The sequence below is a fragment of the Streptococcus oralis genome (assembly GCF_001075875.1).
GTDB lineage: Bacteria > Bacillota > Bacilli > Lactobacillales > Streptococcaceae > Streptococcus > Streptococcus oralis_I.
In genome coordinates this window covers 1-23,979 of record NZ_JUOS01000066.1, presented here as the reverse complement: position 1 = coordinate 23,979, position 23,979 = coordinate 1, and the positions used below count along the sequence as shown (strand labels likewise).

Annotated in this window: 25 protein-coding genes and 1 pseudogene; 20 read left to right on the top strand and 6 right to left on the bottom strand. The window is 41.7% G+C overall.

All coding sequences use genetic code 11. The features are described from left to right. Nucleotides 1-32: 32 nt before the first annotated feature. Nucleotides 33-413: a MarR family winged helix-turn-helix transcriptional regulator gene (locus ADM33_RS03875; protein ID WP_004250773.1), complete on the bottom strand. Its 381-nt coding sequence runs from the start codon at nt 411-413 to the stop codon at nt 33-35. 181 nt (nt 414-594) lie between these two features. On the opposite strand from ADM33_RS03875, the gene ADM33_RS03870 reads away from it, so the two are divergent. Continuing rightward, nucleotides 595-969, top strand: coding sequence for a CidA/LrgA family protein (locus ADM33_RS03870; RefSeq protein WP_049503249.1), 375 nt, complete (start codon nt 595-597; stop codon nt 967-969). After that, nucleotides 966-1,661 carry an LrgB family protein gene (locus ADM33_RS03865; protein ID WP_001288931.1) on the top strand — a complete coding sequence of 232 codons (696 nt, stop codon included), beginning with the start codon at nt 966-968 and terminating at the stop codon, nt 1,659-1,661. The genes ADM33_RS03870 and ADM33_RS03865 overlap by 4 nt, the downstream gene beginning before the upstream one ends. A gap of 66 nt (nt 1,662-1,727) precedes the next feature. Here the strand turns inward: ADM33_RS03865 and ADM33_RS03860 are convergent, their stop codons facing one another. From ADM33_RS03860 to ADM33_RS03845, 4 genes and pseudogenes are all read right to left on the bottom strand, one after another. Continuing rightward, entirely contained in the window at nt 1,728-3,269 is a 1,542-nt protein-coding gene (locus ADM33_RS03860) for an ABC transporter ATP-binding protein (RefSeq protein ID WP_049503248.1), read from the bottom strand. Nucleotides 3,270-3,525: 256 nt separating this feature from the next. Then, a pseudogene (locus ADM33_RS11900) lies at nt 3,526-3,804 on the bottom strand (hypothetical protein); the annotation flags it as partial. A 468-nt stretch (nt 3,805-4,272) separates the two neighbouring features. Then, nucleotides 4,273-4,968, bottom strand: a complete 696-nt coding sequence (locus ADM33_RS03850) for an ABC transporter ATP-binding protein (RefSeq protein WP_000173159.1) — start codon at nt 4,966-4,968, stop codon at nt 4,273-4,275. Between the two features lie 3 nt (nt 4,969-4,971). Next, a complete protein-coding gene (locus ADM33_RS03845; protein WP_000119157.1) occupies nt 4,972-5,337 on the bottom strand; it encodes a GntR family transcriptional regulator in 366 nt (121 codons plus the stop codon). A 139-nt stretch (nt 5,338-5,476) separates the two neighbouring features. On the opposite strand from ADM33_RS03845, the gene nrdR reads away from it, so the two are divergent. The 6 genes from nrdR to ADM33_RS11705 all read left to right on the top strand — a co-directional run bounded on the left by nrdR (nt 5,477) and on the right by ADM33_RS11705 (nt 10,470). Then, nucleotides 5,477-5,950: a transcriptional regulator NrdR gene (gene nrdR / locus ADM33_RS03840; RefSeq protein WP_001203674.1), complete on the top strand. Its 474-nt coding sequence runs from the start codon at nt 5,477-5,479 to the stop codon at nt 5,948-5,950. Then, entirely contained in the window at nt 5,951-7,117 is a 1,167-nt protein-coding gene (locus ADM33_RS03835) for a DnaD domain protein (protein ID WP_049503246.1), read from the top strand. It begins immediately after the preceding gene. After that, a complete protein-coding gene (gene dnaI / locus ADM33_RS03830) occupies nt 7,118-8,014 on the top strand; it encodes a primosomal protein DnaI (RefSeq protein ID WP_049503245.1) in 897 nt (298 codons plus the stop codon). After that, a complete protein-coding gene (locus ADM33_RS03825; protein ID WP_049503244.1) occupies nt 8,011-8,724 on the top strand; it encodes an NADPH-dependent oxidoreductase in 714 nt (237 codons plus the stop codon). The genes dnaI and ADM33_RS03825 overlap by 4 nt, the downstream gene beginning before the upstream one ends. A 13-nt stretch (nt 8,725-8,737) precedes the next feature. Further along, the gene (der, locus tag ADM33_RS03820) at nt 8,738-10,048 is read left to right on the top strand and encodes a ribosome biogenesis GTPase Der (RefSeq protein WP_045762664.1); all 1,311 of its coding nucleotides are present in this window, start codon (nt 8,738-8,740) and stop codon (nt 10,046-10,048) included. Nucleotides 10,049-10,131: 83 nt separating this feature from the next. After that, a complete protein-coding gene (locus ADM33_RS11705; protein WP_049503243.1) occupies nt 10,132-10,470 on the top strand; it encodes a hypothetical protein in 339 nt (112 codons plus the stop codon). Nucleotides 10,471-10,840: 370 nt separating this feature from the next. On the opposite strand, the gene ADM33_RS10835 is transcribed toward ADM33_RS11705, so the two are convergent. Beyond that, a complete protein-coding gene (locus ADM33_RS10835) occupies nt 10,841-15,934 on the bottom strand; it encodes an SIALI-17 repeat-containing surface protein (protein WP_080982687.1) in 5,094 nt (1,697 codons plus the stop codon). 305 nt (nt 15,935-16,239) lie between these two features. On the opposite strand from ADM33_RS10835, the gene ADM33_RS03805 reads away from it, so the two are divergent. The 12 genes from ADM33_RS03805 (at nt 16,240) to ADM33_RS03750 (ending at nt 23,916) form a co-directional block, all read left to right on the top strand. Beyond that, nucleotides 16,240-16,485: a YneF family protein gene (locus tag ADM33_RS03805; RefSeq protein WP_001048970.1), complete on the top strand. Its 246-nt coding sequence runs from the start codon at nt 16,240-16,242 to the stop codon at nt 16,483-16,485. Between the two features lie 205 nt (nt 16,486-16,690). Continuing rightward, nucleotides 16,691-17,485: a glutamate racemase gene (gene racE / locus ADM33_RS03800; protein ID WP_049503242.1), complete on the top strand. Its 795-nt coding sequence runs from the start codon at nt 16,691-16,693 to the stop codon at nt 17,483-17,485. Continuing rightward, on the top strand, nt 17,482-18,453 hold the full coding sequence (locus ADM33_RS03795; RefSeq protein ID WP_049503241.1) for a nucleoside-triphosphate diphosphatase: 972 nt from the start codon (nt 17,482-17,484) through the stop codon (nt 18,451-18,453). Before racE ends, ADM33_RS03795 begins: the two co-directional genes overlap by 4 nt. Next, entirely contained in the window at nt 18,429-18,950 is a 522-nt protein-coding gene (locus ADM33_RS03790; protein ID WP_004251713.1) for a metallophosphoesterase, read from the top strand. Before ADM33_RS03795 ends, ADM33_RS03790 begins: the two co-directional genes overlap by 25 nt. Further along, nucleotides 18,947-19,408 (top strand): cyclic-di-AMP-binding protein CbpB, encoded by a 462-nt coding sequence (cbpB, locus tag ADM33_RS03785; protein ID WP_049503240.1) that lies wholly within the window; start codon nt 18,947-18,949, stop codon nt 19,406-19,408. The genes ADM33_RS03790 and cbpB overlap by 4 nt, the downstream gene beginning before the upstream one ends. Then, nucleotides 19,405-20,139 carry a site-specific tyrosine recombinase XerD gene (xerD, locus tag ADM33_RS03780; RefSeq protein WP_049503239.1) on the top strand — a complete coding sequence of 245 codons (735 nt, stop codon included), beginning with the start codon at nt 19,405-19,407 and terminating at the stop codon, nt 20,137-20,139. Before cbpB ends, xerD begins: the two co-directional genes overlap by 4 nt. Further along, entirely contained in the window at nt 20,139-20,873 is a 735-nt protein-coding gene (locus tag ADM33_RS03775; RefSeq protein WP_049503238.1) for a segregation/condensation protein A, read from the top strand. The genes xerD and ADM33_RS03775 overlap by 1 nt, the downstream gene beginning before the upstream one ends. 12 nt (nt 20,874-20,885) lie before the next feature. Then, the gene (gene scpB, locus ADM33_RS03770; protein ID WP_049503237.1) at nt 20,886-21,455 is read left to right on the top strand and encodes an SMC-Scp complex subunit ScpB; all 570 of its coding nucleotides are present in this window, start codon (nt 20,886-20,888) and stop codon (nt 21,453-21,455) included. Continuing rightward, nucleotides 21,442-22,167 (top strand): pseudouridine synthase, encoded by a 726-nt coding sequence (locus ADM33_RS03765; RefSeq protein ID WP_049503236.1) that lies wholly within the window; start codon nt 21,442-21,444, stop codon nt 22,165-22,167. The genes scpB and ADM33_RS03765 overlap by 14 nt, the downstream gene beginning before the upstream one ends. Then, entirely contained in the window at nt 22,167-22,421 is a 255-nt protein-coding gene (yidD, locus tag ADM33_RS03760; RefSeq protein WP_049503235.1) for a membrane protein insertion efficiency factor YidD, read from the top strand. The genes ADM33_RS03765 and yidD overlap by 1 nt, the downstream gene beginning before the upstream one ends. A gap of 103 nt (nt 22,422-22,524) precedes the next feature. Next, entirely contained in the window at nt 22,525-23,589 is a 1,065-nt protein-coding gene (gene pepA / locus ADM33_RS03755) for a glutamyl aminopeptidase (protein ID WP_049503234.1), read from the top strand. A 24-nt stretch (nt 23,590-23,613) separates the two neighbouring features. Further along, nucleotides 23,614-23,916 (top strand): enterocin immunity protein, encoded by a 303-nt coding sequence (locus ADM33_RS03750; RefSeq protein ID WP_049503233.1) that lies wholly within the window; start codon nt 23,614-23,616, stop codon nt 23,914-23,916. Nucleotides 23,917-23,979 lie beyond the last annotated feature (63 nt).

Below are 23,979 nucleotides of genomic sequence, written 5' to 3'. Positions count from 1 at the left end.
TGCTTGCGCACGCAAGTTTTTTTGTAAAAATTTTAGGAAAGCCAACTTGCTTTTGTTTCAAGGCTCTCTTCTACAGCTTTTTGTAGATAGGCAAGAGTTGTCTGACCCTCCTTAGTGAGGCAGATAAAACTAGCTCGCTTATCCTGGTCACAACATCTCCGACTAAGTAAACCGCAGTTTTTGGCTTCTAGGCGTGCCACCATTCGTGATACTGCGCTTGGACTCAGATGGAGTTTGTCCGGCAGGTCAATCTGTCTCAAAGATTTTTCTTGAGCCTGATTTAAAAAGTGCAAGAGATAGAATTCTTTGAGCGTTAGGCTTTGGTCACTCTGCTCAGCAATCGTTTGCTCTAAAAGTGCTTCTAGCTCTACTTGTCGGCGGTTGAAGTCAAACCATTTTTCTAAGTAAGTCATATCAATCTCCTTTCCCTCTATAATAGTGTAATCATACTAGTGCATCTATGATGCTTGCGCACGCAATTAGTATACACCTTTTTGGCTTAGATAGCAAGAAGGATGTTTCTTATATATTTCCTTGAAATTTTCTGAAAAAAGAGTAAACTGGTATGCAGAAAGTCTATTTGTGGAGTTTACAATGAAGTTATATGTTCAGTTAATGATTCTCTTTGTGATTTCTTTAATCGGTGAAGGAATCTCCAGTTTTTTTCATTTGTCCATCCCTGGAAGTATCATCGGCTTGATTATTCTTTTTCTAGCCTTGCAGTTCAAATGGCTGCGCATTCGCCATGTCAACATGGTTGGAAATTTTCTCCTAGCCAACATGACCATCCTCTTTCTACCTCCTGCGGTTGGAATTATGGAAAAATTTGATGTGATTGCTCCCTATCTTCTGCCGATTGTCTTGATTGTCTTTTTTGCAGCAGTGATTAATATCATCTTGATTGCGCTTGTGGTTCAATTTATCAAAAAACGCTATGAAGGTGACTACGAAGAAAGAGGTGCTAAATGAGCGAATTTGTATCCAATCCCCTATTTGGGATTGCTTTGTCAATCTTAGCCTATCTTGGGGGAATGATGATTTTCAGACGCTATCCTCATCCCTTAACGACTCCCTTGTTGCTGTCAGCTATTTTTATTATCATCTTTCTAAAGGTAACTGGCATTTCCTATCAAGATTACTACCAAGGTGGGGTTTATCTTAATAACTTGATTGTTCCTTCAACAGTGGCTCTAGGAATTCCCCTCTATAAGAGTTTCCACTTGATGAAGCATCATGTTAGGAGTATTTTGCTGGGGAGCTTCCTAGCTGTCATCGTCAATACCACTTTTACAGCCCTAGTCGCAAAAATCTTTGGCATGGACTTTTTCCTAGCCATTTCCCTCTTTCCTAAGTCAGTAACGACCGCTATGGCAGTAGGGATTACAGAAAAGTTGCAGGGCTTGACTACCGTGACCCTAGTAGTTGTAGTAGCGACGGGGATTTTGACCAGCGTTATCGGACCAACACTTCTAAAATGGCTAAAAATAGACGATCCAGTAGCGGCTGGACTAGCCCTGGGTGGAACAGGTCACGCCGTTGGAACTGGAACGGCCTTTCGCTATGGACCAGTTGCAGGTGCTATGGGAGGACTAGCCATCGGTGTTACAGGGATTCTCTACGTATTTGTCAGTCCGATCGTAGCTAATTTGATCTTGAGTTAAAAACCAAGGATTTTTGATTTCCTTGGTTTTTTCTACGGATGCGAAAGTACTTTATGGGCTTTCGTTTTATTTGGTCAATCTTATGACCTGGTCGTAGCGTTTTAGGTCTTCTTCGGTATAATGGTGAATAACTTCAATAACAGTCTGTGGCATAGAAAAGAGGAGATCACTGATTTTTCGACTGTTTTCCAAGTCAAGATTGGCCTTTACCTCATCGGCTAGGATTAGTTTACTCTCATGGTAGAGGGCGCGAGCGACTTCTAACCGTTGTTTTTCGCCACCAGATAGACTATCATCGCTAAGTTTTCTATGCTTTAAATCCTCTAAGCCAGTCTGTCTCAGGATTTTATCCAATCTAGTCTGGTCTATGACGGAGCCCAGAGTGATATTGTCAGTTAGTGATAAGTAGTCAAAAAAATGACTGGATTGGAGGATGTAAGAACTAATGCTAGTGATTTCTTCCCGACTAAGGATTTGTCCTGCAAAGCTAATGTGTCCACTCGTAGCGTCTTGATCTCCATGAATAATATTCAGGAGAGTGGTTTTACCAGTGCCGCTCTCTCCGATGATGGCAATTTTTTCTCCTTGATTGATACTAAGTGAGAGAGGTGCTAAAATCACTTGTTGTTCTACCTCTAAAGAGAGATTCTCCGCTTTGATAGGATAGATATCTGGAATAGGCTTGGTCAAATTATGATTTTTCTGGCTAAGAAGCTTTTGATATTTCTTACAGAGATAGGTAGTGGATTTACGAGTGTTGTTAAAATAAGCTAGTTCTTGAAATTGATAGCCGATATTGTGAGATACGAGATAAATAGCGACAAAACTGGCTGCACTGAGGTGGCCATAGTAGGTCATAAAACCACCGATGACAATGGGAGCAACGGAACAAAAAGCATCAATACTATTGATGAGGAGACTATTGATAGTGCGCTGTTTTTCATAGTTTATCTCTGCATCAAGACTATGTTGTAGCTGACTAGAATAACGATTGAAAAAGAAAGTTTGCCCATGGTAGTGGCGGATTTGTTGGCTCCCACTGATGAAGCTTGTCAAAGTTGCTAGATAGTTTTGATTGATTTTTGAACGAGCCTCGGAGAGGGTATCTAAGCGTTTGGTACCGATGGAACTACAAAGGACTGGGAGAGAGTAAAAAAGGATAAAGATGAGTCCCAGATAGAAGTTGGTCCACAAGGCATAAGAGACCGAAACGCTTGTAAATCCAATGGAAGAAATAATAATCACTGTAGGCTCAATATAGCTTGTTTCCAGTTGCTTGACATCATTTTCCAAATCAGACAGAAGGTCTTGCTCAGCAATCGCATAACTGTTTAAAAACTGATGAAAGATGGCACTTTTAAGTCCAAATTTGAAATCGGTTATGAGACGGGCGTAGTAGTATCTTTTACCAGCTAATCCGATAAGAAGGATGAGATTGCCTAAAATTCCCAATAGTAGAACTTTCCAGAGTAATTCGAGGTCCTGATTGGTAAAACTAGCCACTATATTCTGAACGAGGGCAGGTGTGATAATAGCTTCAAGCCAGGTGATGATAATTGATAAAAAATAGAGAATGAGGTGTTTCTTTGTTACAAATCTTCTAAGCATAAAGTGGGAACCTCCTAGTGAAAAGCAACTTTATAAAGGCATTATACTCTTTTTTGTAAAATAATTCACATGAAATGGGGTTTTAGGCTTAGAAAATGTGACTATTTAGACGAATAGGGAATCTGCGCTAAAAGTTTTTAAAATCAGAAAAACGCATATTATCAGGTATTGAAAAACCTTGATAATATGCGTTTTATCATAGAAAGATCTATTTCATTTTCTGCTAAAATTAAGTTATTGTCCAGCCGTCGATTGATTATTGAAGATTAACTTTATTCTTCAAGATATAGTAGGTTCCGAGATAGAAGGCTGCGCTGAGGATGAGGTCTTTAACGATTTCAAAGGAGATCATCCAATTGTAGTCGAAATCTATGCGAAGGTTGAGACCGACAAAGCCGAGAATGGTTTGGATAACAATATAGGCTAAAACGGCAAGAGCTGTACGGTATTCATTAAAGAGTTGTCCGATAGAGATTGCCAAGTAGATGCAAAGGATTCCTGAAATTGTGCTGAGGATATATGAAATCACAGAAAGCCAGAAACTATCCATGTAAAATTTAAAGAGGTATTCGAGAGAAAAGATATCAAGGAAGTTTGCACCAGTCAGAACTAAAATGATATAAATACTCAAGATAAAGACTAATGAGCTCGCCAGAGACCAGATGAAAGCACCCAAAAGTTTGGATAAAATGATTTGGTGCTCAGATACGGGGAGTGTTAGAGTTAGGTATCCCTGACGATCGTAGACACTACCCTTGAAGCGACGGATGATCAAAATCAAGGTTGAAATACTTAAGGTAATGATTAGTCCACCAAAAACTAGAGCCAGAAAAACTAACATAATCATTTGTTGATCAGGTGTATCGATGGATTTTAGGGAACTAGCTTGAACCCCTATAAGGGCAGAAAGAGCCAACACAGCACCGTAGAGGGCTAAATACCATTTGTTAACATTTTTAAATTCATAACGAACTAAATTCCAAAACATAATAATCTCCTTTAACTAGGCTTTGAATTCGTGGCGGAAGAGTTGGTCGATAGACTCTCCAGACTCATAGCGAATATCATCAACATTTCCTTGACGGACGACTTTTCCATCCTTGAGGAAGATAATCTCATCCAAGATTGGTTCAATATCTGAAATCAAGTGGGTTGAAATCAAAACAGTCGAAGTTGGAGAGTAGTTGTTGATAATGGTGTTCAAGATATAGTCACGAGCTGCTGGGTCGACACCTCCGATTGGTTCATCAAGCACATATAGACGAGCATCGCGACTCATGACAAGGATCAACTGAACCTTTTCTTTGTTCCCTTTTGAGAGTTTCTTGAAACGGCTATTTTCATCGATGCCAAGGTCACGAAGAAGACCTTGAGCACGTTCCAGATTAAAATCTTGGTAGAAGGTCTTGAAATAAGTGAGAGCTTCCTTGACCTTCATTTGCTCGTTTAGATAGGTCGTATCAGGCAGATAAGAAACAATAGCTTTAGTTGCTGGGCTTGGTTCCATGCCATTGATAAGGATACGCCCTTCCTCTGGCTGTAGCAAGCCGTTGATTAGTTTAATCAGGGTTGTTTTTCCGGAACCGTTTGGGCCAAGGAGACCCACAATCTTTCCTGCCGGGATTTCAAGGGAAACATTTGTAAGAGCAGGACTTGCTCCATAGGATTTTGACACATTTTCAAATGCTAACAAGGTCATAGTTTAAACTCCTTCAATATAATCTCTCAAAACAGTCGGTAGTTCTTCTTTTTCATAGCCAAATTCTACCATGCCTGTTACAAACTGTTGCAGCTGTTCTTCTGACAGTTGCTTACGGGATTGGAGGATCAAGTCCAAATCCTCTGTGACAAAGCGTCCAGATGTCCGCTTGGTATAAACGAAGCCTTCTCTTTCCAAGTCCGATAGGGCGCGCTGGATGGTGTTGGGATTGACACCTGCCTCGCTTGCTAATTCTCTAACGGTTGGAAGCTGTTGATTGGGCTCGAGTTTATGGGAAATAATCTGCAATTTGATTTTCTCCATAATCTGCAAATAAATGGGTTTATTGTTATCAAATGTCCAAGACATCACGATCTCCTTTCTAATTACCTTTGTGTTAATTCAATAATACAACAAAACAAAAAACTTGTCAAGCCAAAAGGAGAATTATTTTGGGAATCTCTTAAAAAATGGTATAATGAAAAGAAAACGACAAGGAGGGAAAGGCATGCGTTGTCCAAAATGTGGCGCTACAAAATCAAGTGTGATCGATAGTCGCCAGGCTGAAGAAGGAAATACAATCAGAAGAAGACGTGAGTGTGAAGAGTGCCAGCATCGTTTTACAACCTATGAACGTGTTGAAGAGAGAACGCTGGTTGTGGTCAAAAAAGATGGTACACGGGAACAATTTTCAAGAGATAAAATCTTTAACGGGATTATTCGCTCAGCCCAGAAACGTCCAGTGTCTAGTGATGAGATTGGCATGGTGGTCAATCGCATCGAACAAAAACTCCGTAGTCGCAATGAAAATGAAATTCAGAGTGAGGTTATTGGCTCTTTGGTTATGGAAGAGTTGGCAGAGTTAGATGAGATTACTTATGTACGTTTTGCCAGCGTTTACCGTAGCTTTAAGGATGTGAGTGAGCTTGAAAGCCTACTCCAGCAGATCACACAATCCTCTAAAAAGAAAAAGGAAAAATAAATGAAGCCAAATGACCGTTTTTCTTTTGTAAAGAATAATCGGGTGTCGCAAGATACCTCATCAATGGTGCAGTGCTACCTCCCGATTATCGGTCAGGAGGCGCTGAGCCTCTATCTTTATGCTGTGACTTTTTGGGATGGTGGTCAAAAGGAACATCTCTTTGCAGCCATGCTCAATCATCTGAATTTCGGGATGGATAGTCTTTTAAAGGCTTTTAAAACTCTGACAGCCATGAAATTGGTGACCCTCTATCAGCAGGGGGATACCTATAATTTGTTACTCCATTCTCCCTTATCAACTCAAGAATTTTTACAACATACAGTTTATCGGACCTTGTTAGAAAAAATGATTGGGGATAGTGCGGTTGCAGCCATGAGACAGGAAAGTGTTGAAGGGGAACCTATCTCGGTGGCCTTGAATCAAATCTTCCCTCAGTTATCCGAGTCTGCGAGTCAAGAAACCTCTAGCAGTCAGCCTGCAGTAGATGATTTTGATTTGGAGCATTTCCGTCAGCTCATGGCCCGTGATGGTCTTCGCTTTCAAGATGAGACTTCGGATGTTTTGGGCTTGTTTGCAATAGCAGACGAGCAAAAGTGGACCTGGTTTGAAACTTATCAAGTAGCCAAAGCGACAGCAGTGTCGCAAGTGATTTCTGTCAAACGCATCCGTGAAAAGATAGCGCAAAAGCCTGTGACTTCTGACTTTAGTCCCAAGGAGGCAACCATTATCCGAGAGGCTAAGAGAAAGACAGCCTTACAGTTCCTTGCTGAAATCAAGCAGACCCGCAAAGGAAGTATTACCCAAACTGAACGGGACCTGCTCCAGCAGATGGCAGCCTTGGGTTTGCTGGATGAAGTGATCAATGTTATCCTGCTCCTGACCTTTAATAAGGTTGATTCAGCCAATATCAATGAAAAATACGCCATGAAGGTGGCTAATGACTACGCCTATCAAAATATTCGTAGTGCCGAGGAGGCTGTCCTCCGTATTCGTGAACGTGGCCAAAAAGCAAAAACGCAAAAGCAGAATCAGACTGCCCCAGCAAAAACCAATGTGCCTAAATGGAGCAATCCTGAATATAAGAATGAAACCAGCGAAGAAACTCGCTTAGAACTAGAACGTAAGAAAAAAGAAATGTTAGCTCGATTAGAAAAAGGAGGAGACTAGATGGAAAGTGTCGGAGACGTACTCAAGCGTCAACCAAGCCGATTTCAGTATCAGGATTTGGTCCAGCAAATTGTGAAAGACCCTGATGTTGCGGCCTTTATCCAGAAAGAATCTCTCAGTCAGGAGGAGTTGAACCGAAGTATTTCCAAGTTTAACCAATATATCACTGAGAGAGATAAGTTCCTCCGAGGAGATACAGACTATATCGCGCGTGGCTACAAGCCTATCCTAGTCATGAACCATGGCTATGCAGATGTCTCTTATGAGGAAACTCCGGAGCTAATCGCGGCAGAAAAAGAAGCGGCGATTAAAAATCGTCTCAAGCTAATCAATCTTCCAGCTAGCCTCAAAAAAGCCAGTCTAGCTCAAGTTGATTTGGACGACCTTGGACGCTTGCCTGTTTTTGAAAAGCTCCTAGCTTTTGTGGAACAATATCCAACTATCCGAAAAGGTCTTTATTTATATGGGGATTTTGGAGTTGGTAAGAGTTTTATGGCAGCAGCCCTGGCTCATGATTTATCTGAAAAACGTGGAGTATCTACAACTCTGCTCCACTATCCGAGCTTTGTCATTGATGTCAAAAATGCTATTGGGGATGGCTCTGTCAAAACCTTGGTAGATGAAATCAAGCTGGCAGAAGTTCTGATTTTGGATGATATCGGTGCTGAGCAATCAACACCGTGGGTCCGTGATGAAATCTTGCAGGTGATTCTTCAGTATCGCATGCAGGAAGATTTACCGACTTTCTTTACTTCAAACTTCAATTTTGAAGATTTGGAAAAACATTTTGCAAAAGGCAAGAACGGAAATGACGAAACTTGGGAAGCCAGACGTGTCATGGAACGTATCCGTTACCTTGCTGAAGAAACACAACTAAAAGGAGAAAACCGTCGATGACAGAAACTACAACATTAATGAAGTCCCACTCTTCAGTACGTCGCTTTAAGGAACAAGAAATTCCTCAAGCTGACCTAACTGAAATTTTAACTGCCGCACAAATGGCCTCTTCTTGGAAAAACTTCCAATCTTATTCTGTGATTGTTGTAAGAAGCCAAGAAAAGAAGGATGCCTTATTTGAGCTAGTTCCTCAGGAAGCGATTCGCCAGTCTGCAGCCTTTCTCCTCTTTGTCGGTGACCTAAACCGTGCAGAAAAAGGGGCTCGTCTCCATACGGATGTTTTCCAACCTCAAGGGGTGGAAGGACTCCTCATCACTTCAGTAGATGCTGCGCTTGCTGGGCAAAATACCTTGCTTGCGGCAGAAAGCCTAGGCTACGGTGGAGTGATTATCGGTTTGGTGCGTTACAAGTCTGTTGAATTAGCAGAATTGTTTAAGCTTCCTGACTATACCTATCCAGTCTTTGGGATTGCACTAGGTGTTCCAAATCAAAAGCATGATGTAAAACCAAGATTGCCACTAGAGAATGTTGTCTTTGAGGAAGAATACCAAGAACAGTCAACTGAGGCTATTGAAGCCTATGACCGTGTACAGACTGAATATGCAGGTGCGCGTGCGACTACAACTTGGAGTCAACGTTTGGCAGAGCAATTCGGCAATCCAGAACCAAGCTCGACTCGAGAAAATCTTGAGCAGAAGAAGTTATTGTAGAAAGTGAGAAAACATGGCCTTACCAACTGTTGCCATTGTAGGGCGTCCCAATGTTGGGAAATCAACCCTATTTAACCGTATCGCGGGAGAGCGCATCTCAATCGTAGAAGATGTTGAAGGTGTAACGCGAGATCGTATCTATGCCACGGGTGAGTGGCTTAACCGTTCTTTTAGTATGATTGATACTGGGGGTATCGATGATGTCGATGCGCCTTTCATGGAACAAATCAAGCACCAGGCAGAAATTGCCATGGAAGAAGCAGATGTTATCGTCTTTGTCGTGTCTGGAAAAGAGGGAATTACAGATGCGGACGAATACGTTGCCCGTAAACTTTATAAAACTCATAAACCAGTTATCCTAGCCGTTAACAAGGTTGACAATCCAGAGATGCGAAATGATATCTATGATTTCTATGCTCTGGGCTTGGGCGAACCACTACCAATCTCATCTGTGCACGGGATTGGTACAGGGGATGTATTAGACGCCATCGTCGAAAATCTCCCACATGAAGTTGAAGAAGAAAATCCAGATGTTATTAAATTCAGCTTGATTGGTCGTCCAAATGTTGGAAAATCTAGCTTGATTAATGCCATTTTGGGAGAAGATCGCGTCATTGCCAGCCCTGTCGCTGGTACCACTCGTGATGCCATTGATACCCATTTTACAGATGCTGACGGCCAAGAGTTTACCATGATTGACACGGCTGGTATGCGTAAGTCTGGTAAAGTCTATGAAAATACTGAGAAATACTCAGTTATGCGTGCTATGCGTGCCATTGACCGTTCAGATGTAGTTCTAATGGTCCTCAATGCCGAGGAAGGTATTCGTGAGTATGACAAGCGTATCGCTGGATTTGCCCACGAAGCTGGTAAAGGGATGATCATCGTAGTTAACAAGTGGGATACCCTTGAAAAAGATAACCACACCATGAAAAACTGGGAAGAGGATATCCGTGAGCAGTTCCAGTATCTGCCTTATGCACCGATTATCTTTGTTTCAGCTTTGACCAAGCAACGTCTCCACAAGTTGCCTGAGATGATCAAGCAAATCAGTGAAAGTCAAAATACCCGTATCCCATCAGCTGTCTTGAATGATGTCATTATGGATGCTATCGCCATCAATCCAACACCGACAGACAAAGGGAAACGCCTCAAGATTTTCTATGCGACCCAAGTGGCAACCAAACCACCAACCTTTGTTATCTTTGTCAACGAAGAAGAACTCATGCACTTTTCTTACCTGCGTTTCTTGGAAAATCAAATCCGCAAGGCCTTTGTATTTGAGGGAACTCCAATCCATCTCATCGCAAGAAAACGTAAATAAAAAAGTAGAATCTGGAAGGATATTTCCAGATTTTTTTGATAGAATGAAGCTAAAGAAAACGCTATCGAAAAGAGGTGTCGATAATGAAACTGTCGTTTAATCAATTGATACTCTTATTTCCTTGCTTTTGCTTTTTCTATTGGATAGACAATGCTGATAGAAACAGTAAGTTTTTCCCCATCATCTACTATTTCTACTGGATTTATTTTTCCCTTTTAGCTCTATTTAGCCTAGATTTGACAATTTTTTCATTCTTATTTTTCCCTCTTGTTCTGAAACATGTATCAGATACGAGTGCTTGGGGTGTTTGGTTGCTGTTGATAGTCCTATCTCTAAGCATTGACTGGCTAGACTACATCTTCTTCAAAAAAATGTTTCGTTTGAGACGGGAGTTAGGGAAATCTAAAGGCGGAAGGCATTGATTTATGCTCTTCGAAAATCAAATCCGCAAGACCTTTGTCTTTGAAGGAACACCGATTCATCTAATCGCGAGAAAACGGAAGTAGTGATTATAAAAAACGATAGAACATCAAGACTTGTTCTATCGATAATCTACCCCATCAAATCATTTTCAAAAGATGTGAACAGGATTTGGTTTGTAGTATATTATTGAAATTGAAAAAGGATGGAATGATTTTCCATCCTTTTTATAGCGGAATAAATTTATATTCCTAGGGGGACAATATTTATACTCAATGAAAATCAAAGAGCAAACTAGGAAGCGAGCCGCAGGCTGTACTTTAGTACGGCAAGACGAAGCTGACGTGGTTTGAATTTGATTTTCGAAGAGTATTAATCTTTCTTACCTTTTAGTAAGAAGGTAGCCGATAAGGCTAGGCTGAGACTTGCCATAAAGAGGAGAGGGCTAGCTTGTTCACCTGTGGCTGGGAGTTGTTTGTCATTCGTAGAGACCTGATCATTGGCTTCATTACTTTCAACCAATGGTTTTGTGGTTTCTACCTTTTTGTCTCCTGTATGAGCTGGGACAGGTTTAATAGTTGAGCCTTCTGTCTTGTAAACAATAGCATAGGTGCTCACGTCAAAAGTAATAAACTCAATCATACCATCTCGAATGGTGAATTCTTGTGGTTTTAATTCACTTGTTGAAGTTAATTGATAGAGTTCTTGAACATCACCTGAAATTGGTAGTCGAACGAGTACAGCACCTTTTGGTTGAACTGGCTGTCCATCTTTATCCTTGAGTTGAAGAGTGTAAGCATCGTATTTCTTGCCCAAGAGTTCTTTGTTTTCAACTTTTTGACTATCGAGGTAGCTTGCGCCTCCTAGTTCAGTTGTTCCGCTAATAACTTGAACTCTTGTAGTCTTGTCTTTCAATACTTTGAGTTTAAACTCAGGAACTGTGTTACTTGGCGCGGCTTGACCACTACCTGTTCCAATAGGTTTGGTATATTCAGGCCTTTCCACAGTAGGTGCTTTCTGGTCACCAACAGTTCCGATAGGACCAGTGTATTCAGGTCTTTCCACAGTAGGTGCCTCCTGATCCCCAGCAGTTCCGATAGGACCAGTGTATTCAGGTCTTTCCACGGTAGGTGCTTCTTGATCCCCAGCAGTTCCGATAGGACCGGTGTATTCAGGAATTTCCACAGTAGGTGCTTCCTGATCCCCAGCAGTACCAATAGGATTTGTGTACTCAGGAATGGTTACTACTGGAGCAGGCTCATCCCCTTTACTTGTTTGAATTTTTTCTTCCACTGGACTGGTTTCATCCTTAGGAAATACTGTTACAACAGAGCTGCTTATTGTTTTTCCTTGGATAGCATAAGCTTCTATCGGATTGCCAGCTTTACGATCTGTAGTTTCAGGAATGTCTAGTTGGACCTTGTTATCCTTAATGGTTAGAACAGTTTGTTCACCTGATGTGACAAGATGGTCATCATCGACTTTTCTGAGTAGAAGAGGATCTTTGATACCAGGGAAAGTGACAGCGACTCCATCCCAATTACCAGTTGGTAGAGTTAAGGTAACAGTCTTATCTTTGGACTTAATAGGATCAAGGCTTGGACTATCGAGAGACACAGATAGTGCCTTTAAGATATCAAAGGAATCAAGAGAGATTTTCTTACGCCCTTCTGGAGAATCTGGGTCTACTTTCAAAGTTAGGACGTGCTCACCATCAGCTAGATTGGTGAATTCACCAATCAAAGCTCCTTTTTCAGTCGCTCCTGGAGTGTAGAAGTCAAGAGCTGGCATCTCTTTTCCATCCAGTGTGACAAGTGCCTTGCCTAGTGATGCCGTTTTTAATCCATAGATTCGGATACCTGTTCCAGAGAATGGGATAGTTGCAGTGGCTTCAGAAGCGAGACTAGCATCAGCGTTGATGTCAGCGTATTTTTCTGTAGAAGCATAGAGTTCTGCATCGCTCCAATCCTTAAACATGGAACCATACTGGATACGAGGGTCACGGTCGTCGATTTTCTCAACAGTTACTCCTTGGCCTGGGAAGACTTTGAAGTAATCGAGAGAAATTTTTGCACGCTCGTTTGTACGTCCTTTGTGCTCGCGCTTAACAGTGATGGTCATGAGGTGAGAACCTGAAGAAAGATTTGTATAACGACCGATTAGGACACCTTTTTCAGTTGCTCCTGCTGTATAGAAGTCAAGTTCTCCAACAGATTTACCATCGATTTTAACGTCAGCAAGTCCCAATTGAGATGACTTGAGTCCGTAGATTTCAATACCAGGACCATTGAATGGAATAGTTGCAGTCGCATCCTTATCGGAGTAATTTCCATTTGAGATATCGGCGTATTTCTCTGTTCTACCAAAGAGTTCTGAGTCAGCCCAGTTTCCATAAGCAGAGCCGTACTGGATGCGCTTGTCACGGTCATCCATCAACTCACTGAAGGCATCGATGGAGGCAAAGTCTGAAACTGGTGTTGAGCGTACTCCCAAAACTGCTTGAACCGTGTATGTATAAGCGTGGCTTGAATCAATAGAACGGTCGATAAAACGAGTTTGATTGGTTGTAAACTCACGAACGCTAGGAGTTTGGCTGTTTTCATCCTTGCTTTCTCGTCGGATGACATAATGAGTTGCTCCCTCAACTGTATTAAAGTCGAGTACAGCTGTGACGGAATCTTTTCGAAGGGCTGATAAGCGAGTCACTCTTCCAGGGAAGTTTTCAAAGGTAATAACATCACCTTTTTGAGTCGCAAGTTGGATACGGTTATCTTTGAGGCGACTAGCTTGAACTTCCTTGCCATTAATCTTGATAATACTAGATTCGATATTTGGATAGTCTACGACTAAGTCTCCACCCACATTAGAAAGGAAGGACAGCGTTTCAAGATTTTTCTCTTTCCATTTCATGCTGACTTCAAAGTTACCACGAGCGACTAAGCCTGAGACTTGACCGTCTTTCCAAGCATCTGGAAGGGCTGGTAATGGGGCAATGTAGCCTGTGTGAGACTGAAGGAGCATTTCTGCCATACCGCTGGTTGCGCCAAAGTTCCCATCAATTTGGAAAGGCGCGTGGGTATCCCAGAGGTTTTCTAGGGTTGAAGATCTGAGCTGTTCTGCCAACAAACGGTGGGCACGATTTCCATCTAGGAGACGAGCCCAGAGATTGATTTTATTGGCCTTAGACCAACCAGTTCCACCATCTCCACGGTGGTTTAGGGTTGCGCGTGCAGCTTCTAGATATTCAGGTTGATCCTTGCCAAATAGAGTACCTGGGAAGAGTCCAACCAGATGAGAAACGTGGCGGTGATGGTTTTCAATGCCTTCGTTGGTGAATTGCGGGCTGTCTTCTTCGTACCATTCCTTGATACGGCCGTCTTGGTTGATGTGAAGTGGTTTGAGCTTGTCAAATTTAGCCTTCACTTCTGTCACCAAATCTTGGTCGACCTTCAGATGATTGGCTGCTTCCATATAGTCGTGGAATAACTGCCAAACTAGAGATTGGTCAAAGGTATTCCCAATCGTGATGGTTCCATGTTCTGGCGAGTAAGATGGAGAAGAAACCCAACGGTCACTAGCCTTGTCGTAGTGCAAGAAGGAATTCCAGAACTTGGCAGTTTCCTTGAGCATTGGATAAATCTTTTCCTTAAGATAAGTTTCATCCTTGGTGAATTTGTAGTAGTCATAGACGTTTTGCATCATCCAAGCATTGGCAGCAGGAGACCAGCCCCAATAGTAGTTCCAACCAGGAGTAGTCCAGCCAAATGGTGTCGCCTGAGTATGAACCAGCCATCCATTTTCTTGACCTTCTTTGGATTCGATACCGGCATATTCTTTAGCAGCGATACGGCCATAGTAACGCATGTCATCAATATAATTAATCATTGGCTTAGCCGTTTCTGCGAGATTACTCATGTAGGCAGGCCAGTAGTTCATTTGTAGGTTGACATTGAGGTGGTAGTCTGAGTTCCAAGGTGGATTATCTACAGCATTCCAGACTCCTTGCAAGTTGGCAGGGAGGGCATCTGTCCGGTTACGAGAAGAACTGATCAGTAGATAACGTCCGTATTGGAAGAAGAGTTCTTCTAGTTTTTGCCCTTTTGTTGGATTATAGGTTTGAAGAGCTTCTTTTGTAGTTTGATTAGACTTGCTACCTCCGAGGTTTAATTGGACACGGTTGAAAAGACTTTGATAGTCCTTGATGTGTTCATTTTTCAGAGTTTCATAGTCTTTTGCCTTGGCAGCATCTACGATAGATTTGACAGTTTTCTCTACGTCAATATCCTTGCGATAATTAGTTTTTGGATTTTGAGCAAAATTAGTCTTGGCACTGAGTAGCAGTGTTGCATAACTGGCTCCAGTGACAGTCAAATAACCATCTTGAGCAGTGACTTGTCCGTCAGTCTTGATACCAAGATAGGAAGCAAATTTCAGACCATTATCTTTGACAGTTCCCTTGAGCAAAATACCATTAGAATCAACGCTAACAGTCCCTTGTTTGTATTTAGAATTCTCCCAAGAATAATCTCCATTAGCAATCAAATCTTCAGTCAAGCTATTCCAAAGAGTAAAATCAAGCGTCTTATCTCCCTTTTTGGTCAAATGGGTAACAGTGACGTCATCTGGGTAACTAGAGAAGGTTTCTCGTTTGAAACTTGTCCCATCTTGAGTATAAGAGGTAGTTGTGATAGCTTCAGAAATATCTAAGCCACGGTGATAGTCAGTAACATTTTCCAAGCCCTTCTTCTGGTTATTAAAGACCATGAAGATATCACCGAAGGCTAGGTAGCGACCGTATTGGGCATTGTTTGGCCCAACCAAATTTCTCTCTGCTAGTTGTTTGGCTTTTTGACGGTCACCGTCTTCTAAGGCCTTACGAATTTCGGCTAAGACTTTGTAGCGGTCCTTGTAGTTTCCTCCGTTGTAGTCTTGACTATCAGGTTGTGGGCCTCCAGACCAAAGTGTTTTTTCGTTGTACTGGATTCTTTCTTCACCGATGAGTCCGAAAATCTTGGCACCCATTTCCCCATTTCCGACTGGGAGGGCTTGTTTTTCCCATCCATCATAGGAAGGAGCAGTTGGTTGGTTGTAATGTAATTCGTAATGTTCTTGCTTGTTCACAGGAAGTTCTGGTTTCTCGCTCTCCTTATTGTCAGCAGGGGCGGTAGTAGCACTTGTCTCTGACTGACTACTAGTTTGAGGTAGTTCTGTCCCTGGGTTTGTTTGCTTTTCAGCTGATTCAGCTACAGGCTGAGTCTCTGTGTTAGAAGTAACAACTTCCTCAACTTTGGTATCCGGTTTAGCAGAGGTTTCAGTAATGGTTGCCTCACTTTCCGGAATCTCGACACCATCAGCGGCTACACCCTGTGCTGCTAAAAAAACAGCACCAAGTAAAACAGAGGCAGCTCCGACACTTAGTTTGCGGATGCTATACTTACAGGATTTTTCCCAATATCTCTTATCCACAAAATTCTCCTTTCTTAAATCTGTAAGCGCATACATTTTCTTTTGAAAAAATAAGTCTTGCAGAAATATGTGTGATTTTTTCAGATAATCTTAATATAACAAATAAACAAAACTATTGCAAGGGCTTTCAGGAAAAATGACCTTATTTTACCAAATTTTAGTTCTTTTTAATTCTATTGAAAAAGATCAGAGATAAAAAATAATCTGAGTAATTACCAACCCTTATGAAAGCGTAACTCAAACTAGTCAGGCGTAGGACTTTATGGTATAATATAGAAGATTCAAAAAGAAACAGGAGAAATGTAATGAACCTTATTTTAGCAATTGTATTGATTCTTTTGGCTTTTCTAGGAGGAGCTCTTGGAGGTATGTACTTGGTGCGCAAGCAAATCGAAAAAGAATTTGCGGATAACCCACGTTTGAACGCAGAAGCAGTTCGTACTCTGTTGAGTGCAAACGGTCAAAAGCCAAGTGAAGCTAAAGTACAACAAGTTTACCACCAAATCATTCGCCAACAAAAAGCAGCCCTTGCTAACAATAAAAAGAAATAAATAGGAAAAGTCTGGGATGAAAGTTCCAGACTTCTCACTATGTTTGACTGATATTTAGAGACAAGACTTTTTCCTTGCATTCTATTGATAATTGATTATGATTAAGAGGGAGACAGTGGGGAGCTACCCATTCTGTCAGCAATTTCAGGAAGAAATGAATAATAATGAACTATCAATCAGAAAAAAATACTAGAAAGAAGACTGTATGGATAATCGACCGATTGGTTTTTTGGATTCGGGCGTTGGAGGTTTGACGGTTGTACGTGAACTCATGCGCCAGCTTCCCCATGAAGAAATCGTCTATATTGGAGATTCGGCACGGGCTCCTTATGGTCCCCGTCCTGCTGAGCAGATTCGTGAATATACTTGGCAACTGGTCAACTTTCTTTTGACCAAGGATGTTAAGATGATTGTTATTGCTTGTAATACAGCAACGGCAGTCGTCTGGGAAGAGATTAAAGCTAAGTTGGATATTCCGGTATTGGGTGTGATTTTGCCTGGTGCTTCAGCAGCTATCAAAGCGAGTCAAGGTGGGAAGATCGGTGTGATTGGAACCCCGATGACGGTAAAATCAGATATTTATCGACAAAAGATTCATGATCTAGACCCAGATTTACAAGTGGAAAGCTTGGCCTGCCCTAAGTTTGCTCCCTTGGTAGAGTCAGGTGCTCTATCGACCAGTGTGACCAAGAAAGTCGTTTATGAAACCTTGCGTCCCTTAGTCGGAAAAGTAGATAGCTTAATTTTGGGCTGTACTCATTATCCACTCCTCAGACCTATCATCCAAAATGTCATGGGGCCTAAGGTTCAGCTGATTGATAGCGGAGCTGAGTGTGTACGTGATATCTCAGTCTTGCTCAATTACTTTGAGATTAACCGTAGCCGAGATGCGGCGCCCCTTCAACATCGTTTTTATACAACTGCAAATAGCCAAAGTTTTGCCCAGATAGGAGCAGAATGGCTGGAAAAAGAGATTCATGTGGAGCATGTAACATTATGACAAACAAAATTTATGAATACAAGGATGACCAAGACTGGTATGTTGGATCCTACAGTGTTTTTGGTGGCATTCGGACTTTGACGGATGATGAGTTAGATTTTCCTTTGTTTGATTTAGCCAAAATCTTTCGAGATGAGGAGCGAGGATTTCCGCTTTCAGTCACTGTTTTACGATATGGTTCAGCCTATCGCTTACTCTCTTTTGTGGTAGATATTCTCAACCAAGAAGCGGACCGAAACTTGGAAGTTATTCAACGTCAAGGTGCCTTGCTCTTAGTTGAAAATGGCCAACTTCTGCATGTCGAATTGCCTAAAGAAGGAGTCAATGTTCAAGACTTTTTCGAGACAAATAAAGTCAGAGAAACCTTGCTGATTGCAACTCGTAACGAGGGGAAGACCAAGGAATTTCGTGCTATCTTTGACAAACTGGGCTATGACGTAGAAAATCTAAATGATTATCCAGACCTACCTGAAGTAGCCGAAACAGGTATGACCTTTGAAGAAAATGCCCGCCTTAAGGCAGAAACCACCTCTAAATTAACAGGAAAGATGGTTCTAGCAGATGATTCTGGTCTTAAAGTCGATGTCCTCGGTGGTCTACCAGGTGTCTGGTCAGCTCGTTTCGCAGGAGTAGGGGCAACTGATCAAGAAAATAACGCCAAACTCTTGCACGAATTAGCTATGGTCTTTGAACTCAAGGACCGTTCAGCTCAATTCCATACAACCCTGGTCGTGGCTAGCCCAGGTAAGGAAAGCTTGGTTGTCGAAGCTGACTGGCCAGGTTACATTAACTTTGAACCTAAGGGTGAAAATGGTTTTGGTTATGATCCACTCTTCTTAGTAGGAGAAACTGGCAAATCATCAGCCGAATTAACCCTTGAAGAAAAAAATAGTCAATCCCACCGTGCCTTAGCCGTTAAGAAACTTTTGGAGGTATTTCCATCATGGCAAAGCAAACCATCATTGTAATGAGTGACTCCCACGGAGATAGCTTGATTGTAGAAGAAATCCGTGACCGCTATCTTGGGAAAGTCGATGCTATTTTTCACGATGGTGACTCGGAACTTCGCCCAGACTCACCACTCTGGGAAGGAATCCAAGTAGTCAGAGGAAACATGGACTTTTATTCAGATTATCCAGAACGTTTGGTGACTCAACTGGGCCCTACCAAGATTATCCAGACTCATGGACATTTGTTTGATATTAACTTCAATTTCCAAAAGCTTGATTTTTGGGCCCAAGAGGAAGACGCAGATATCTGTCTTTATGGGCACTTGCATGTTCCAAATGCTTGGATGGAAGGGAAGACCCTCTTCCTAAATCCTGGTTCTATCAGTCAGCCACGTGGAACCATCAGAGAATGTCTCTATGCCCGTGTAGAGATTGATGATAGCTACTTTAAAGTGGACTTTTTGACACGTAACCATGAGGTCTATCCAGGTTTATCCAAGGAGTTTGCTCGATGATTGCCAAAGAGTTTGAACAGTTTTTACTGGAGCAAGAGGAAACCTTTTTAACTCCTGCTGAAAATTTGGCTGTGCTCATTGATACCCACAATGCAGATCATGCAACTCTCCTCCTTAGCCAGATGACCTATACCAGAGTGCCAGTAGTGACTGATGAGAAAGAATTTGTCGGAACCATTGGACTTAGAGACATTCTGGCCTACCAGATGGAGCAGGGCTTGAGTCAGGAAGTCATGTCAGATACGGATATCGTACACATGACCAAGAAGGACGTAGCTGTTGTCAGTCCAGACTATACATTGACGGATGTTTTGCATAAGTTAGTGGATGAGTCTTTCCTACCAGTCGTTGGTAAGGATGGTATTTTCCAAGGGATTATCACACGGAAGTCAATCCTTAAGGCTGTCAATGCTCTCTTGCATGACTTTAGTAAGGAATATGAGATTCGAAGCAAATGAGAGAAGGAATTTCAGCATTTTTAGAAGAAAAACAAGGTTTGTCTGTAAATTCTAAGCAATCCTATAAGTATGACTTGGAGCAGTTTTTTGATTTGATTGAAGAACGAATCTCTGAGACAAGTTTAAAAATCTACCAAGCTCAACTATCAAATTTTAAAGTTAGTGCCCAAAAGCGCAAGGTTTCTGCTTGTAATCAATTTCTTTATTTTTTATACCAGAAGGGGGAAATTGGTACCTTTTATCGTTTAGAATTACCAAAACAGGCTGAGAAAAAGCAAGTTCAGTCAGAACTTTTAGACCTCAGTTCTTTCTGGCAAGAAAGTGCCTATCCAGAGGGACGCTTGTTGGCCTTACTGATAGTTGAATTGGGCCTCTTACCAAGTGAAATTTTAGCCTTAAAAACAAGTGATGTGAATCTAGACTTTCAAGTATTGAGAATCAATAAAGCTTCTCAACAAAGAATCTTGAGCCTTTCCACAAACTTGCTTGGGGAGTTAGAACCCTTGATGGGGCAGACCTACCTCTTTGAAAAAGCTGGGAAGCCATACTCCCGTCAGTGGGCCTTTCGTCAGTTAGAAGCCTTTCTAAAGGAAAAAGGTTTTTCAGACTTATCTGCCCAAGGATTGAGAGAACAGTTTATATTAAGACAAATCGAAGAAAAGGTTGACTTGTACGAAATTGCTAAAAAATTAGGATTAAAGACAGTCATGACCTTGGAAAAATATAGATAATGGATATTAAATTAAAAGATTTTGAAGGGCCTTTGGATCTTCTTTTGCACTTGGTTTCAAAGTACCAGATGGATATCTATGATGTGCCGATTACAGAGGTTATCGAGCAATATCTAGCCTATATCTCGACATTACAAGCCATGCGTTTGGAAGTCGCAGGTGAGTACATGGTCATGGCTAGTCAACTCATGCTAATCAAGAGTCGTAAGCTCTTGCCCAAGGTTGCAGAAGTGACAGACTTAGAGGATGACCTGGAGCAGGACCTCCTTTCTCAAATCGAAGAATACCGCAAGTTTAAACTTTTGGGAGAGCAGTTGGAAGTGAAACACCAAGAGCGAGCTCAATATTACTCAAAAGCGCCGACAGAGTTGATTTATGAGGATGCTGAACTTGTGCATGATAAGACGACGATTGATCTTTTCTTAGCCTTTTCAAACTTGCTTTCCAAGAAAAAAGAAGAATTCTCGCAAAATCATACAACCATTTTACGAGATGAGTATAAGATCGAGGATATGATGATTATCGTCCGAGAAGCCTTGGTTGAAGGTCAACAATTGCGCTTGCAAGATTTGTTTAAAGAAACCAAGGATTTACAAGAGGTCATCACGCTCTTTTTAGCGACCTTGGAGTTGATTAAAACTCAAGAAATTCTCTTAATCCAAAAAGAGAGCTTTGGAGATATCTATCTCATGAAAAAGAAAGACGAAAATCAAGTAGAACAAAGTCAGGCTTGATAGAGAGGAAATATGAGTACTTTAGCAGAAATAGAAGCGCTCTTGTTTGTAGCGGGTGAAGAGGGGATAAGGATTCGCCAGTTGGCTGAACTCCTTTCTTTGCCACCGACTGGGATTCAGCAAAGCTTAGAAAAGTTAGTCCAAAAGTATGAAAAAGACCAGGATTCCAGTTTAGCCTTGATTGAGACAGGTGGTGCCTACAGATTGGTAACCAAGCCTCAATTTGCAGCTATTTTGAAAGAATATTCTAAGGCGCCCATCAACCAGAGTCTATCTCGAGCTGCGCTAGAAACCTTGTCCATCATTGCTTATAAGCAGCCTATCACACGGATAGAAATCGATGCCATCCGTGGGGTTAATTCAAGTGGAGCCTTGGCAAAGTTGCAGGCTTTTGATCTGATAAAGGAAGACGGGAAAAAAGAGGTTTTGGGTCGCCCTAATCTCTATGTAACTACGGATTATTTCCTAGATTACATGGGTATTAATCATCTGGAAGAATTGCCAGTGATAAATGAGCTTGACATTCAAGCTCAAGAAAGCCAATTATTTGGTGAAAGGATAGAAGAAGATGAGAATCAATAAATATATTGCCCACGCAGGTGTGGCCAGTAGGAGAAAAGCAGAAGAGTTGATCAAGCAAGGCTTGGTGACGGTTAACGGCCAAGTGGTACGTGAATTAGCGACGACTATCAAGTCAGGCGACAAGGTCGAAGTTGAAGGTCAACCCATCTACAACGAAGAAAAGGTCTATTATCTGCTTAATAAACCACGTGGTGTGATTTCCAGTGTAACGGATGACAAGGGCCGCAAGACTGTTGTGGATCTCTTGCCTAATGTTAAAGAGCGCATCTACCCTGTGGGACGCTTGGACTGGGATACATCTGGAGTCTTGATTTTGACCAACGATGGGGACTTTACAGATGAGATGATTCACCCTAGAAATGAGATTGATAAGGTCTATGTTGCGCGTGTTAAAGGGATTGCCAACAAAGAAAACCTCCGTCCTTTGACTCGAGGCGTTGAAATTGAAGGCAAGAAAACCAAGCCAGCCGTCTACGAAATTCTCAAAGTAGATCCAGTAAAAAACCGTTCGGTTGTCCAGCTAACCATTCATGAAGGACGCAATCACCAGGTCAAAAAAATGTTTGAAGCAGTTGGGCTCCAAGTGGATAAGTTGTCTCGAACACGTTTTGGACATTTAGACTTGACAGGACTTCGTCCAGGAGAAGCACGTCGTCTCAATAAAAAAGAAATCAGCCAGCTACACACCATGGCTGTAACAAATAATAAATAATGAAAAAAATCTTAATTGCGCCAGTGCGCTTTTACCAACGCTTTATCTCACCAGCCTTTCCAGCCTCTTGCAGATTTGAACCTAGTTGTTCAAACTATATGATTCAGGCTATTGAAAAACATGGCTTTAAGGGTGTTTTGATGGGTTTGGCTAGGATATTACGTTGCCATCCTTGGTCTGAAACGGGTAAAGATCCAGTACCAGACTACTTTTCATTAAAGCGGAATACAAGAGAAGAAGGATCACATTTGTGATTCTTTTATTGTTATAAGAGTAAGTTACTTGGTAAAATGTTGATTCCCACTACCCTTCTCCTATAAAAAGTGGTAAAATGGTTGAAAGAAAGAAGGGATAGAAATGACAATATTATTTTCTAAAATCAAAGAAGTAACAGAACTTTCCGCTATCTCAGGTCATGAAGCACCTGTTCGCGCTTATCTTCGTGAAAAATTAACACCTCACGTGGATGAAGTTGTGACTGATGGCTTGGGTGGTATTTTTGGTATCAAACATTCAGAAGTTGCGAATGCACCTCGTGTTTTGGTAGCCTCTCACATGGATGAAGTTGGTTTCATGGTTAGTGAAATCAAAGCAGACGGGACTTTCCGAGTAGTCAGCATTGGTGGTTGGAACCCAATGGTTGTCAGCAGCCAACGTTTTAAACTCTTTACACGTGAAGGCCGTGAGATTCCAGTAATTTCAGGTTCAGTTCCTCCACATTTGACTCGTGGCACAGGTGGACCGACTATGCCAGCTATTTCAGATATCGTTTTTGACGGTGGTTTTGCAGATAAGGCTGAGGCCGAAAGTTATGGTATCCGTCCTGGGGACACAATCGTTCCAGATAGTAGCGCAATCCTAACAGCTAACGAAAAAAATATCATCTCAAAAGCTTGGGACAACCGTTACGGTGTGCTTATGGTTAGTGAATTGGCAGAAAACTTGTCAGGTCAAAAACTAGGAAATGAACTTTATCTTGGTGCCAATGTCCAAGAAGAAGTTGGACTTCGTGGTGCCCATGCATCTACAACAAAATTTGATCCAGAAGTATTTCTTGCAGTTGACTGTTCACCAGCTGGTGATGTTTATGGTGGCCAAGGTAAGATTGGTGATGGAACCTTGATTCGTTTCTATGATCCAGGTCACTTGCTTCTCCCAGGCATGAAGGATTTCCTTTTGACAACTGCTGAAGAAGCTGGAATCAAATACCAATACTATTGTGGAAAAGGTGGTACAGATGCAGGAGCAGCTCATTTGAAAAATGGTGGTGTTCCATCTACAACAATCGGTGTCTGCGCTCGTTATATCCACTCTCACCAAACACTTTATGCCATGGATGACTTCTTAGAAGCTCAAGCTTTCTTACAAGCCTTGGTTAAAAAATTAGATCGCTCTACTGTAGATTTGATCAAAAATTATTAAACTGAAAAGATGGAGGTGATAGGTATGGAAGAACCAAACCTAGAAACCTTGATACGAGACCTTTACAATCATGCCCGTCAAAACTTGAGTGAAGATTTAGTGGCTGCACTCCTAGAAACTGCTAAGCAGTTGCCCAACACCAATGAGCGCTTGCTTGCAGTTCGACTTTCAGGGCTAGTCACACTTGAACTCCTCAAGAATCCTAGAACACCTGCGCCAGAGTTAGTTAATCTGGCCCGCTATATCAAAAAGGAAGAAGCAAGGTACAAGGGTGCAGCTGCCTCTTCCTTTATGATTGGAGAGCTATTTAAAATGAGGTTGGGATAAAAAATCCTGACCTCACTTTTTATTAGCAATCAAACTTTGACGCGGTAGCTGATTGAACTTTTT

Bases quoted from the DNA above. Each gene is read 5' to 3' on its own strand.
- ADM33_RS03875 (WP_004250773.1), bottom strand. From the start codon at position 413: ATGACTTACTTAGAAAAATGGTTTGACTTCAACCGCCGACAAGTAGAG.
- ADM33_RS03870 (WP_049503249.1), top strand. From the start codon at position 595: ATGAAGTTATATGTTCAGTTAATGATTCTCTTTGTGATTTCTTTAATC.
- ADM33_RS03865 (WP_001288931.1), top strand. From the start codon at position 966: ATGAGCGAATTTGTATCCAATCCCCTATTTGGGATTGCTTTGTCAATC.
- ADM33_RS03860 (WP_049503248.1), bottom strand. From the start codon at position 3,269: ATGCTTAGAAGATTTGTAACAAAGAAACACCTCATTCTCTATTTTTTA.
- ADM33_RS03850 (WP_000173159.1), bottom strand. From the start codon at position 4,968: ATGACCTTGTTAGCATTTGAAAATGTGTCAAAATCCTATGGAGCAAGT.
- ADM33_RS03845 (WP_000119157.1), bottom strand. From the start codon at position 5,337: ATGTCTTGGACATTTGATAACAATAAACCCATTTATTTGCAGATTATG.
- nrdR (WP_001203674.1), top strand. From the start codon at position 5,477: ATGCGTTGTCCAAAATGTGGCGCTACAAAATCAAGTGTGATCGATAGT.
- ADM33_RS03835 (WP_049503246.1), top strand. From the start codon at position 5,951: ATGAAGCCAAATGACCGTTTTTCTTTTGTAAAGAATAATCGGGTGTCG.
- dnaI (WP_049503245.1), top strand. From the start codon at position 7,118: ATGGAAAGTGTCGGAGACGTACTCAAGCGTCAACCAAGCCGATTTCAG.
- ADM33_RS03825 (WP_049503244.1), top strand. From the start codon at position 8,011: ATGACAGAAACTACAACATTAATGAAGTCCCACTCTTCAGTACGTCGC.
- der (WP_045762664.1), top strand. From the start codon at position 8,738: ATGGCCTTACCAACTGTTGCCATTGTAGGGCGTCCCAATGTTGGGAAA.
- ADM33_RS11705 (WP_049503243.1), top strand. From the start codon at position 10,132: ATGAAACTGTCGTTTAATCAATTGATACTCTTATTTCCTTGCTTTTGC.
- ADM33_RS03805 (WP_001048970.1), top strand. From the start codon at position 16,240: ATGAACCTTATTTTAGCAATTGTATTGATTCTTTTGGCTTTTCTAGGA.
- racE (WP_049503242.1), top strand. From the start codon at position 16,691: ATGGATAATCGACCGATTGGTTTTTTGGATTCGGGCGTTGGAGGTTTG.
- ADM33_RS03795 (WP_049503241.1), top strand. From the start codon at position 17,482: ATGACAAACAAAATTTATGAATACAAGGATGACCAAGACTGGTATGTT.
- ADM33_RS03790 (WP_004251713.1), top strand. From the start codon at position 18,429: ATGGCAAAGCAAACCATCATTGTAATGAGTGACTCCCACGGAGATAGC.
- cbpB (WP_049503240.1), top strand. From the start codon at position 18,947: ATGATTGCCAAAGAGTTTGAACAGTTTTTACTGGAGCAAGAGGAAACC.
- xerD (WP_049503239.1), top strand. From the start codon at position 19,405: ATGAGAGAAGGAATTTCAGCATTTTTAGAAGAAAAACAAGGTTTGTCT.
- ADM33_RS03775 (WP_049503238.1), top strand. From the start codon at position 20,139: ATGGATATTAAATTAAAAGATTTTGAAGGGCCTTTGGATCTTCTTTTG.
- scpB (WP_049503237.1), top strand. From the start codon at position 20,886: ATGAGTACTTTAGCAGAAATAGAAGCGCTCTTGTTTGTAGCGGGTGAA.
- ADM33_RS03765 (WP_049503236.1), top strand. From the start codon at position 21,442: ATGAGAATCAATAAATATATTGCCCACGCAGGTGTGGCCAGTAGGAGA.
- yidD (WP_049503235.1), top strand. From the start codon at position 22,167: ATGAAAAAAATCTTAATTGCGCCAGTGCGCTTTTACCAACGCTTTATC.
- pepA (WP_049503234.1), top strand. From the start codon at position 22,525: ATGACAATATTATTTTCTAAAATCAAAGAAGTAACAGAACTTTCCGCT.
- ADM33_RS03750 (WP_049503233.1), top strand. From the start codon at position 23,614: ATGGAAGAACCAAACCTAGAAACCTTGATACGAGACCTTTACAATCAT.